At 53.2% G+C, this 10,987-nt stretch carries 12 protein-coding genes; 5 read left to right on the top strand and 7 right to left on the bottom strand.

Annotated features, from left to right (window positions below; translation table 11 throughout):
• Positions 1-207 precede the first annotated feature (207 nt).
• Together CWO84_RS13120 and CWO84_RS13125 are read left to right on the top strand one after the other, a co-directional pair.
• Positions 208-402 carry a type II toxin-antitoxin system VapB family antitoxin gene (locus tag CWO84_RS13120; RefSeq protein ID WP_033156185.1) on the top strand — a complete coding sequence of 65 codons (195 nt, stop codon included), beginning with the start codon at positions 208-210 and terminating at the stop codon, positions 400-402.
• Positions 399-788, top strand: a complete 390-nt coding sequence (locus CWO84_RS13125) for a PIN domain nuclease (protein ID WP_101053116.1) — start codon at positions 399-401, stop codon at positions 786-788. The genes CWO84_RS13120 and CWO84_RS13125 overlap by 4 nt, the downstream gene beginning before the upstream one ends.
• Positions 789-815: 27 nt before the next feature.
• On the opposite strand, the gene CWO84_RS13130 is transcribed toward CWO84_RS13125, so the two are convergent.
• Both CWO84_RS13130 and CWO84_RS13135 read right to left on the bottom strand, forming a co-directional pair.
• The gene (locus CWO84_RS13130; RefSeq protein WP_101053118.1) at positions 816-1,781 is read right to left on the bottom strand and encodes a FecR domain-containing protein; all 966 of its coding nucleotides are present in this window, start codon (positions 1,779-1,781) and stop codon (positions 816-818) included.
• Positions 1,782-1,787: 6 nt separating this feature from the next.
• Positions 1,788-2,291 (bottom strand): sigma-70 family RNA polymerase sigma factor, encoded by a 504-nt coding sequence (locus tag CWO84_RS13135; protein WP_101053120.1) that lies wholly within the window; start codon positions 2,289-2,291, stop codon positions 1,788-1,790.
• A 514-nt stretch (positions 2,292-2,805) separates the two neighbouring features.
• Here CWO84_RS13135 and CWO84_RS13140 point away from each other — a divergent pair.
• On the top strand, positions 2,806-5,973 hold the full coding sequence (locus CWO84_RS13140) for a hypothetical protein (RefSeq protein ID WP_101053122.1): 3,168 nt from the start codon (positions 2,806-2,808) through the stop codon (positions 5,971-5,973).
• Between the two features lie 6 nt (positions 5,974-5,979).
• Here the strand turns inward: CWO84_RS13140 and CWO84_RS13145 are convergent, their stop codons facing one another.
• On the bottom strand, positions 5,980-7,371 hold the full coding sequence (locus tag CWO84_RS13145) for a glycoside hydrolase family 30 beta sandwich domain-containing protein (protein WP_033156180.1): 1,392 nt from the start codon (positions 7,369-7,371) through the stop codon (positions 5,980-5,982).
• A 238-nt stretch (positions 7,372-7,609) separates the two neighbouring features.
• On the opposite strand from CWO84_RS13145, the gene CWO84_RS13150 reads away from it, so the two are divergent.
• Positions 7,610-7,849, top strand: coding sequence for a hypothetical protein (locus CWO84_RS13150; RefSeq protein ID WP_033156179.1), 240 nt, complete (start codon positions 7,610-7,612; stop codon positions 7,847-7,849).
• Positions 7,850-7,943: 94 nt separating this feature from the next.
• Here CWO84_RS13150 and CWO84_RS13155 read toward each other — a convergent pair whose 3' ends face one another.
• On the bottom strand, positions 7,944-8,228 hold the full coding sequence (locus CWO84_RS13155; protein WP_133120677.1) for a hypothetical protein: 285 nt from the start codon (positions 8,226-8,228) through the stop codon (positions 7,944-7,946).
• Between the two features lie 230 nt (positions 8,229-8,458).
• Between CWO84_RS13155 and CWO84_RS13160 the strand changes: the two genes are divergently transcribed.
• Positions 8,459-8,779 (top strand): hypothetical protein, encoded by a 321-nt coding sequence (locus tag CWO84_RS13160; protein ID WP_033156177.1) that lies wholly within the window; start codon positions 8,459-8,461, stop codon positions 8,777-8,779.
• A 193-nt stretch (positions 8,780-8,972) separates the two neighbouring features.
• Here CWO84_RS13160 and CWO84_RS13165 read toward each other — a convergent pair whose 3' ends face one another.
• The 3 genes from CWO84_RS13165 to CWO84_RS24650 all read right to left on the bottom strand — a co-directional run.
• A complete protein-coding gene (locus CWO84_RS13165; protein WP_033156176.1) occupies positions 8,973-10,106 on the bottom strand; it encodes a methyltransferase in 1,134 nt (377 codons plus the stop codon).
• Position 10,107: 1 nt separating this feature from the next.
• A complete protein-coding gene (locus tag CWO84_RS13170; RefSeq protein ID WP_033156175.1) occupies positions 10,108-10,719 on the bottom strand; it encodes a TetR/AcrR family transcriptional regulator in 612 nt (203 codons plus the stop codon).
• A 73-nt stretch (positions 10,720-10,792) separates the two neighbouring features.
• Positions 10,793-10,987: hypothetical protein (locus CWO84_RS24650; protein WP_205800378.1), on the bottom strand; the 195-nt coding region annotated here is incomplete at its 5' end.

The raw sequence follows: 10,987 nt of genomic DNA on the forward strand, positions 1-10,987 counted from the left end.
AGGGAACCGCAAAGGTTAATTTTTTTCGATTATTTGCAATTATTTTTTTATGTTGTTAATAATCAAATAGTTACTAACCTATGCTTTTTATAGGCTTCTCCGTGCATCATTGTGCATATGCGCGGTTTGCCTGGTAAATAGTATGGGCGGAGACAAATCGCTAGTTGTGATGTATGATTTTCAAATATCATACACACGGAGATTCCGATGCGGACCAATATCATGATTGATGAAGCACTAATGGCCGATGTTTTAAGCGTGACAGGCATTAAAACCAAGCGCGAAGCGGTCGAACAGGGCTTAAAAACTTTATTGATGCTAAAGCAGCAGGAAGCCATCAAAAAAATGAAAGGTCAATTAAAGTGGGAAGGCGATTTAGATCAAATGCGGGCTGAGCGGTGATTTTGGTCGATTCCAGCGTGTGGATCGATTATTTCAACGGCACGGAAACCATCGCTACCCAAAAACTGGACGGTTTGCTAGGTGTAAAGCCTGTGTGCACGGGCGATTTGATTTTGGTGGAAGTGTTGCAGGGTTTTCGCAACGATCAGGATTACCAAACCGCAAAAGCGATGTTATGTGCTTTGCCCATGCACACCATGCTTGGTAGGGAGATTAGTTTAAAGAGTGCGGAAAACTTTAGAAGTCTACGCAAGCAAGGTATCACCATTCGCAAAACCATCGACACCCTGATTGCGACTTCCTGCATTGAAAAGCAGATGCCATTGTTGCATTCGGATAAGGATTTTCTGCCATTCGAACAGTTTTTGGGCTTGCAGGTTATCTGAGACAGCCATGGGCCGCCAGCGCAAAACTCAACGCCGCTCAATCCTCACCCACAACGGCGACACTTGCGATACTTTAACCGGCAAGGTTTTTTCCAGCTCGGCTAGAATCCGGTCGGTGTCGTGAATGGGGTAGGCACCAACGATGCGCAGTTCGGCAATCTCCGGCGCACAGGTGATGTAGCCATGGCGATAGCGTTTGAGTTGCACCACAAATTCGCCGAGTGGCTGATTGTCGGCTAACAAAAAGCCTTGGGTCCAGGCCGGTTGATTGAGTTCGGTGGCTTGAATGGGGGCGATGGCTTGGGCGTTAAACTGGGCTTGCTGTCCGGCGCTTAAGGTCTGGTGACTGGCACCGGGGCCGCTTGGGGTGATCTCCACGGCACCGGCGTAGACACTGGTTTGGCTTTCTTCATGTTGTTGGTGAACGCTGAAGCGGGTACCAATTGCCCTAACCCGACCTTCCGCACTATCTACGACGAACGGGCGATGCTGGCCGTTGCTGTCCGGTGCGGTTTCAATATAAATTTCGCCGCTTAGCAGGCGGATTCTGCGCAAGTCAGTCGAAAAGTCAACGTCGATAGCACTGGCCGCATCCATCTCGATGCGGCTGCCATCCGCCAAGCTAAGGCTGCGCGTGGCGCCTATGCCGGTTCGGTAATCAGCTCGCCACCCTCTCAGATAATCGGACCGCCACAACTCAAAGCCGGACAAGCCTACCGCAGCCAAAATCGCCAAGTTTTTAAGAGCCTGACGGCGCTGCATATCCGGCGAGCCTAAGGCCGCCGCTGCGGTTTGCGTGGGCAGGCCATCGAATTTATGGGTAAAAAATTCCACCCGAGACCAAGCCGCCCAATGCGCGGGATGCGACGCCAGCCAAGCCTGCCATTGTTGCTGTTCAGTTTGACTGGTAGCGCCTGATTCCAATACCGCAAACCATTCCGCTGCCTCTGCCAGGATGCGGGGGTGAATGTCCGGATGATGTCGTTTAGCCATGATTGTTTATAGTGTGGCGGTGAGGCAATGCAACATCGCTCGGGCCATGTATTTTTTCACCATCCTATCGGAAACCCCCAAGCGTTGCCCTATCTGTACATAAGTTAAGCCATCCAGTTGCGACAGCAGAAATGCGCTACGGACTTTGGCGGGTAGTTCGTCCAGCAAGGCATCGATTTCCTGTAGGGTGGCGAGGATGATGGCATGCTCTTCGGGCGATGGCGCCAATGGCTCCGGGTACGCCGCCACGGAATCCCAGTAGGCTTGTTCGATAGCAGCGCGGCGCCAATCATTGATCAACAAGCCTTTGGCAATCGTCGTCAGATAGGCGCGCGGCTCGCGAATGGCTTGCATATCCTGTGCGGTAAGGACGCGCATGAAGGTATCGTGCGCGTGGTCTTCGGCCTGCAAGCGGCATTGAACGCGGCGGTTTAGCCAACCGAGCAGCCAGGAATGATGCTCTTGGTAGAACTCAGCCAACCCTTTGTCGGGCATTATTGTGGCTGTCATGATTTATGTCCTTCAGCGTGCAAAATGAGTGTGAATCCAATCAAGAATAAACAGGGGCGGACAGTGTGTTGTGTGCTCATGGAGGTTGCCACAATCAGGGTAAGGGCCAATTCAGACGCGCGATTTCTTATAAAAACCTATAAACAAAGCAAATTTAGGGCCGAATATAGGGCTTTGACTGCCCCTGTGCGTCGCTTGCGAGCTTATTATTTTATTTCAAAGGCTTACAGGAAGTTTTTCCGAAGTATTAACTGGGAATTAACTGTAGTTCAGCGATTTTCCTGGATAAATACGACGAGAAAAGACTGCTTAGGCGGGGATTTGACCGAATTGGTTTATGGTATATGACGCAGTTTAATTGTTTAAGCGCTCAGCAGGCTGTTAAACCATGCAGTCTGCACACATCAGCCTTCTTTTTTAAAGCGAACTGTCACCACGTAGGAACCATGCTGGCACTTAGTAAAACGCTTGCTAGAGTTGTAGTACTTTCAATCCCGAAAACAACGGTATCCCCATGAATCAGCCCCGCTATTTCTTCGCCGGTGACCAATGCTTTGTCATCGAACGGTATAACGACTGCGCCCCCTTCGCCAGCTTTCTGCCGGGGATTGCCGGCATGCATGGACGTCCGGCCTGGGCGTTTTATGTGAATCGCGGCCAGGCGATTGCCAGTTTTGGGGTGCGGAATAAGGACGGGGCATTTTTAGAGTTTTTCCCGGCGGACAAGGCCTACCAACTGACGCCGTCGCGCGGGTTTCGCACGTTTTTGAAAATTGACGACGGCCAGCATACTCGCCCATACGAGCCGTTTCAACGTGGTGCTGGGCTGGAGGTGAAGCAACGTCTTTACGTGACTCCGCATGAAGTAGGCGTGGAGGAAGTCAATCCCCCACTGGGTTTACGCTTGCGCGCCGACGTGTTCACGCTAGCCGAAGCGCCGGTTGCCGGGTTGCTGCGGCGGGTAGAGATTGCCAACACCATGGATAAAGCCCTACACCTCGAGATCGTCGATGGCTTGCCGCAAGTGCTGCCTTATGCGATGAATCAATGGATCCTCAAATTCATGAGCCGCACGTCCGAGGCCTTTATGCGGGTGGAGGGCGCGGCGGAAAATCGGCCGTTTTATCGCTTGAAAGTCTGGCCCACCGACAGCCCGCAGGTGGAGCCGGTGATTGCCGGCAATTTCTTCGTCGGCTTTTTGGATGGTCAGCACAATCAAGCTATTGTCGATCCGGAGCGGATTTTTGGTTTGGCCGGCGATTTTTCGCAAGCGGAGCGATTTTTTTCAGACCAGCCCTTGGACTTTGCCGAGCAAGTCTGCGGCAATCAAACGCCGGCGGCGTTTCAACATCTTAAGCTGTCTTTGCAGCCCGGTGAAAGCCGGGTGTTTTACGGCGTGTACGGTCACGCCGGCTCCCGTGGAATTTTCGATCAATTTCTGCTTGAAGCTCTGCAACCAGGCTATTTCGAGGCAAAGCGCGAGATCAATCGTAGCTTGGTTAATAACATCAGGCAACGCGCGTTCACCGCCACCGCCCAGCCGCTATTCGATGCTCACGCCCGCCAATGTTATCTGGACAACGGTTTGCGCGGCGGCTTTTCCATGCCGGTGCCGGGCGGCGCGCATTTGTATTTGTTTGGTCGCAAGCACGGCGATCTGGAACGCGATTACAACGATTTTTTATTGCAGGACACGCCCTATTCCGAAGGTAACGGCGATTTTCGCGATGTGTTGCAAAATCGGCGCATGGATTTGTTCTTCGACCCGGCCTTGGATGCCAAGAACATTCGCTATTTTTTCAATCTGATTCAGCCGGATGGCTATAACCCTTGTGCTTTGCGCAACTCGCGGTTTGTCGTGGATGCACCGGCAAATTTTGCGCACTTCTACGGGCGTTTTCCAGAACTGGAGCCCTTGCTACACAAAGAATTTAAGTATGCGGAACTGGTGGAAATCGTGGGAGCCGCGGACGATGCGGAAAACATCCTGACTACTGTTTTGTCCCACGCCCAAGAATTGGAAGATGCTGAATTCGACCGCGGTTATTGGTCGGATCACTGGACCTATCTGGTGGACTTATTGCTTAGTTACGCGGCGATTTTTCCGGATCGTTTGGCCGGTTTATTTCAGGACAAAACCTACAGCTTTTTCGACCCTACTCATAAGGTCGCGGCGCGCACACAAAAATATGTGGTCACGGCAAACGGCGTGCGCCAATACAATGCCGTGCGCTATTGCCCGGAGAAAAAGGCATTGATCGATGCGCGACAGCAGCGCCGTTACCAAGTACGTTCGCAAGCCGGCCACGGCGAGATTGTCTACACCAGTTTATTGGGGAAGATTCTGACCCTGGTCGCCAATAAGCTGGCGACGCTCGACCCCGCCGGCGTGGGCATTGAAATGGAGGCGGACCGGCCTGGCTGGTGTGATGCCTTAAACGGCCTGCCCGGCATTTTAGGCTCGTCGGTCAACGAAACCATCGAGTTGAAGCGCCTGGTGGATTTTACCTTCAGCGCGCTGATCCAATTGAAGGAAGCGTGCGCCGTACCCGTCGAATTGGCGGACTTTGTGACGGCGTTGCATAAGTTGTTAACTCGCGATGATTTGACGCCGGAACTGTTCTGGCAGGAAAGCGGCGCGTTGAAAGAAGTCTATCGGCAACAGGTATTCATGGGCTTTTCCGGTGCCGAACAGGCTCTGGCACTGTCTGACATTCAAGCCTTCCTGCGCTTGGTAGCCCACTACCTGGACGCCGCAATCGACAAAGCCCGCACGCCCCAAGGCATAGTTACCTATTTTGCGTACGAGGCAGAGCAATATCATGAGTTGGAAACCGGGGGCATCGCCGTCACCCGCTTTCAGCAAAAACCGCTGCCGTTATTCCTGGAAGGTTTTGTGCACGCCTTACGGATCGCCGACCCGATGCAGGCGCAGACCCTGTATCAAGCTGTGCGCAATTCGGATTTATACGATGCCAAACTGGGCATGTACCGGGTCAACGAACCCTTGGGTGACCGGGCGCTGGACTTGGGACGTATCGGGGTTTTTAACTACGGCTGGCTGGAGAACGGCTCGATCTTTTTACACATGCATTACAAGTTTGTACTGGAGATGGTGCGTGCCGGCTTGGTCGATGAGTTTTACGCCCACATCGAATCACTATTGGTGCCTTTTCACGACCCGGGCGAATACAAACGCAATCCCATCGAAAACTCCAGCTTTTTGGTCAGTAGCGGTTTTACAATCGATGCCCGCCAGCACGGCCGCGGCTGCGTGGCCCGATTATCCGGCGCGACCGTGGAGTTTTTGCATTTGTGGACGCACCTGTTCCTGGGGCCGGCACCGTTTACATGGGAAGCCGGCATCTTGGCATTTAAACCGACACCGCTGTTGGCTGCCGCGTTTTTTTCCGCTGAAGCACAAATTGCCACGCCGTTTGTCGAGCCTGAAACCTTGCCGGCCGCTAGTGCGACCTGCACGCTCTTCGGTTCGACGCTACTGGTTTACAGCAATCCGCAACGCCGCGATACGTTTGGCCCGGAGGCAGTCAAACCGATTGAGTACCGGTTGTATGGTCGAGACGGCACGACACAAACCCTAACCGCAGCCAGTGTCTCAGGCCCGGTAGCAGAAGCGTTACGTTTAGGGCAATTTCGCCGGGTCGATGTACTACTGGGCTAAATGCCGCTAGGCTGCCCACACATAGGTAGCCACTGCTCTGCCCGGTATCTCAACAAGCGCGTTTTTGCCTTGATAGTGGATAGCAAAGGCTTGAGGCTCGACTGCGTCGTTTAACACGATCAATACGATAAAACCCGCCGGCGTGCGGAAGGCCACGTTAGGCAAATAGTCGTTTTGCACGCCGGAAGCAATCCGCACGGAACCGGGCCGGACAAACTTGGCCGCGTGGGCAATCACGTAATACGCGACATTGCGAGTGACCTGATCGCCGTCTATTGTCAACGCGCCCACGCAGCGGGCTTCGCCGCCCGGCGTGTGCGGCCCGCAAAACGGATCGGAGGCCAAATTCCATTCCAACACCGCCCTGCTCCAGTGCCGCAACGAACCGATCAACACGTGGCGGGCGTGCCACATTAAATCGCCACCAAACTCGCCGTCCGAACCCACCCATTGTTCGGTGAAATACAGTTTCATGTCGGGGTAAGCTTGATGCACTTCCGATAATACCGAAATATCACCGCCATACAGATGCCAAGCGGAGCCGCTGAGATACTGGCGAGCGTCGGCGTCGGCGAAGACCGTCAACGGGTACTCTTTGACATCGCAATTGTGATCCCAGCAAAACACTTCCACATCAGCTAATCCCGCCTCGCGCAAGGCCGGTCCCAAATGATGTTTGATAAATGCAGCCTGCTCCGGCGCTTCCATCGCCATGCTGGGCTCGTTTTTTTGATTGAGCGGCTCGTTCTGCGGCGTGATACCATGAATCACGATGCCGCGTTCGCGCATCGCTTGCAGATATTTCACCAAATACGCCGCGTAGACGGCATAGCATTCGGGCTTAAGTTTGCCGCCGATAAACGCTTGGTTAGTCTTCATCCAACGCGGTGCCGACCACGCGGTGGCGATAATTCGAATAGTTGGATTGAGCGCCAGAATATCTTGGAGTAGCGGAATAACCTCGATATCGCCGGCATTCAAATCAAAATGCGCCAGTTCCATGTCAGTCTGACCATCGGGCATGTCGTCATAGCTAAAGCAACGCTCGCTTAAATCGGAAGCGCCGATACTAAGCCGCAAACAGCTGACGCCGATCCCGTCACCATCTGGCAAAAATAGTTCCTGCAACAAAGCTTGCCGTTCGACGTTGGGCAGTGCCGCAATCAGCATGGCGCTGCCGCCGGTCAAGGAGAAGCCAAAAGCTTCCACGGTTTGATAAACATCGCCGGTATCGACCGCTATTACCGGCACATCGCCGAGAGGGTTGTTAAAACCAAAACCACTGGTCTGTGGTTGTAACAAGGCTTGCTGGTCGGCAGTCGTCAGCCAAATCTCTATAGGCTCGCGCCCCGCGCTTTCGGAAAATAGTGATTGAAAAGCGTTGGTATGCTCAGACATGACAGCCCTCATGGTTAATGCGGAAGCGGTTCCGCCGGATTCAATACAAACAGCATGGCGCTATATTATCGACTTTGCTCAGGCTAGCCAGTTAATTTTCCCGCCTGTTTAATGCCATCGTGAAAACTGCACATTCCACACATTGTGCTCAGGGTCTCAGGCTTTTTGCTGGGCAATGTCATAAAACCGTCAAAATCACTTATACTGCGATTTCCGTTTTAACGTATGGAGATCGGATATGAAAAAATTGGTTTCAATTCGCGCGCTAACCACTCGGCTAAATCGTAAGCTGGCCAAGGAGTCGAAGAAGTTGTTGAAGTACAAGCCGAGGTTGCAGAACAACGATACGATTGTCGAATACGCCGTTGTGGATCTAAAGACGAACTCCATCATTAATTTTCATATGGCGAGCGAATTGCAAGAATTTGCCAGAGGCCTAGGCTGCTTAGCCAGCCTGGAAGAAGTTTCTTTCGAATAGCAGCCGTTTAGCGTTGCAGTTCCATAAAGCCGGGTACGCCCGGCTTTTTTGTGCGCCTAAATCGCGGCTTATCTATATTCAGAGCATCGGCTTTTTAGGTTTTTCCGTTTAACTGGTTACTCAAAGCGCGTTCCGAAATATCGTTGTACAAATTGGCCAATTCAGCGATCAACTTTTGATATTCAGGGTGGTGCTTCAATAGTGGCATCATAGTGCTGGCCTCTGAAAGCATTTGTTCAAAATGCATGATTTCAATCTCGTTCAGCGTATCGCCCTCTTCCACTCTTTTTTTAACGGCCAACGCGCGCGGAATGGACTGCTCTTCCAATTGCTCCACAAAGGCAGTGATAATGCCGATTTCATCATCTGACGAATACATTTGTATTTCCTGTTTGTTGCGACGAAAAGCCATCGCTGCTGAATTATCGCCTTGTCTCCCGGAAGTCTCTAACCTTCTGCCTGTCTCGGAGCATAGCGTTTCCTTTGGTTTTTAGAAGCTCCCTTCCCTGAGTTTTTGGTATTTTGCGGAAAAAATCAGATGTAAATTTTGACTTTGAACATGGTAAAGCCGAATATTGAAACTACTCTTTAGCATTTTTGGATAAAAAGATGACGTTTCTTAAAAAAATATCTGCCCTAGCCCTGTTATCTCTGACAACGAATACCGCCTGGTCCGAACCTGTTCACTTTTGCAAAGTGCAAAGAGTTTACGAAGACGATGTCAGCGTACAGCCAAAGATTGTCCATGAGGACTGCTCCGGCGTCGCCTTTCTTTGGTATGCCAAATTTTACGTCGAAGCATCCTGCTGGCCCGGCGCTATCGAATTATTGAAGGGTAAATGCGAACAAACTGAAGTCGATTCCAAAGACTATGCTCCAGAGCCAACGGCAACCGAAACCCAAGAAGAAAATCAGGAAAAAGGCCTTTAGGCAACAAACCCTATCAAGCAGAAACGCTTGGCCTGTGGTTTAGATTTTCCTTCCCTGCGTCGATTGCCTTCAGACTTGCCGGTAAGGCCCACGGCAACCATCCGCCGGACATGCTGTTGGCCGTCCGGCCGTGAAATGACCAAGCCTGCCGAAATTCATCCGTAGGCGAACTCGCGCCATTCGAATTCCGGAATCAGGCCTTGCCGGTGCTGTGAACCGCCCGCAGCACCAATATTTTCCCGAACGTTCGCAAGCTCACCACCTCTTGAAGTACCAATCCACTGGCATCGAACAGTCGCCGCCATTCGGCCAGCGTTCGCTCCCGGCCGCGGGTGTTGACGAACATTTGCATGTCGAATGAGGCTGCAGCGATGTCGGTCGGACTATCCGGCATCACCATCTCCATCACGGCGATGGTCGCGTCACAGTCTGCGGCAGCGCTCGCCACCCTGGATAAAGCGGCAATGCAAGTGTCGTCGTCGAAGCCATGCAGCACCGCGCTCAGCAGGTAAATATCCTTGTCGCTATGCGCCTTGGGCACGGCTTGCAGTAGGTCCCAGGCTTCGAAGTGCATACGTTGCAGTGCCGCACCCTCGCCTTTTTCCTGCCAGAACTGCGCCGCGCCTTGGATGACCTGTTCGCGGTCGGCCACCAACGCCGTAAGCTGCGGATGGCGTTTGAGGATGGCAAGCGATTTTGCACCCTTGGAGCCGCCGACGTCGAGGATGCGCTCGAAGCGCGACCAATCGAAATCGGTAACAAAGCTGTTCCCGGCCAAGGCTTCCACGCTATCCATCGCCTGCGCGAACAGCGCATCGAATTCCGGATTTCCGTCCATATAAGCGTAAAACGCCTGCCCGTGCGCCGATTCGAACGGTACTCCGCCGCTACGAATGCCCTGCTCCAATTCCTCGAACCATGGTCGGCTCATTTCCGGCGAGTTGTGCATCAGCACCATCGCCCGTACGCTGTTGGGATGATCCGGACGCAGGTAAGACGAAAGCTTGTTATTGCGGAAACGGCGCGGCGAGACTTCCTCGAACACGCCCATCGCCGCCAACATGCGCAGCAAGCGGTAGAGGGCATCGGCGTCGGCGCCGACCCGGTCGGCCAAAGTTTGGGCGCTAGCTTCGCTTTCGGCCAAAGCGCCGGCAATGTCCAACCGCGCGGCGACAGACAGCGCCCGCGATTGCCAATAGGCCGAACCGATCTGGATCAGGCGGAACGGCGCCGGCACAAGTTTGTTGCGCAGATTTTGCAACCAGGCGCCGAATCTGGCGAGTTTGGCGAAACGACACACCGCGCCGACATTCTTTTGTAACGTCATGTCATGCCCCCGGTTGCGCGGCAGCCATGCCCGCCGCCAATAGTTTGCCGTTGAGCGCAGCGAGTTCGTCGAGGAAGGCGTCGTCCATCTGCCCACCCATCTGCTCCTCGAAGATGTCTTTCAGCAGCATGGGCATCATCGCAAGGCTGACGAAAGCCATGCGCGCCACGTCGGGATTGATCGCCGCATCCACCTTCCCGGCTGTCTTGAGTTGTTCCAGCCGCCTTGCGCCACCGCTGCGGCCGCGCTCCAGCAACTGCAGGATAAAACGCCGGCCCGGCCCGTGGTTGAGGGCAAGCACCTTGAGGATGAGCTTGGGAAATTCGGGATGCCGGCGCATGGTGTCGTAATAGAGGCGCAGATAGTCGGCAAAGCCGCCGGCCTCGGACAGCGTATTGCTGTCGAGCATGTCCAGGAGGGGCTTGAGCGTCTCGCGGATCATTTCTTCGTAAAGGCCTTCCTTGTTACCGAAGTAATAGCGGATCATCGAGATATTGACGCCCGCCTGGTCGGCGATGGCGCGGGTGGTGACTTTGTGGTATTCGTCGGCGAGAAAACATTCCAGCGCCGCCTTGAGCAGGCGCTCGTAAACCGGGTCATTAATATCGTTCATCGTAAAAACTCCTGCAAGCCATGATGACGGCAGGTTAGCACCGGCGGCACAGCTGCCCTAGCGATTTCGCCAATCAAGATGAGGGGTTTGATTGAAGGTGATTCTGGCTTCCAAGCTTCAGCTTGGGAGCCAGAAAAATCGATAATATGCCGGTATTGGGTTTGCACGAGTAGAGTGGGTTGAATGATAGGGGCTGTTGCCATTTTGTCATAATCCCTTTGAAAATCGATTGGCGAGCCATATTGATTGAGTTTTCAATCAAACGATA

Source organism: Methylomonas sp. Kb3 (genome assembly GCF_002834115.1).
Taxonomy (GTDB): domain Bacteria; phylum Pseudomonadota; class Gammaproteobacteria; order Methylococcales; family Methylomonadaceae; genus Methylomonas; species Methylomonas defluvii.

Coding starts and splice junctions, on each gene's coding strand:
- CWO84_RS13120 (WP_033156185.1), top strand. CDS start 208: ATGCGGACCAATATCATGATTGATGAAGCACTAATGGCCGATGTTTTA.
- CWO84_RS13170 (WP_033156175.1), bottom strand. CDS start 10,719: ATGAACGATATTAATGACCCGGTTTACGAGCGCCTGCTCAAGGCGGCG.
- CWO84_RS13140 (WP_101053122.1), top strand. CDS start 2,806: ATGAATCAGCCCCGCTATTTCTTCGCCGGTGACCAATGCTTTGTCATC.
- CWO84_RS13145 (WP_033156180.1), bottom strand. CDS start 7,371: ATGTCTGAGCATACCAACGCTTTTCAATCACTATTTTCCGAAAGCGCG.
- CWO84_RS13160 (WP_033156177.1), top strand. CDS start 8,459: ATGACGTTTCTTAAAAAAATATCTGCCCTAGCCCTGTTATCTCTGACA.
- CWO84_RS13130 (WP_101053118.1), bottom strand. CDS start 1,781: ATGGCTAAACGACATCATCCGGACATTCACCCCCGCATCCTGGCAGAG.
- CWO84_RS13165 (WP_033156176.1), bottom strand. CDS start 10,106: ATGACGTTACAAAAGAATGTCGGCGCGGTGTGTCGTTTCGCCAAACTC.
- CWO84_RS13150 (WP_033156179.1), top strand. CDS start 7,610: ATGAAAAAATTGGTTTCAATTCGCGCGCTAACCACTCGGCTAAATCGT.
- CWO84_RS13135 (WP_101053120.1), bottom strand. CDS start 2,291: ATGACAGCCACAATAATGCCCGACAAAGGGTTGGCTGAGTTCTACCAA.
- CWO84_RS13155 (WP_133120677.1), bottom strand. CDS start 8,228: ATGTATTCGTCAGATGATGAAATCGGCATTATCACTGCCTTTGTGGAG.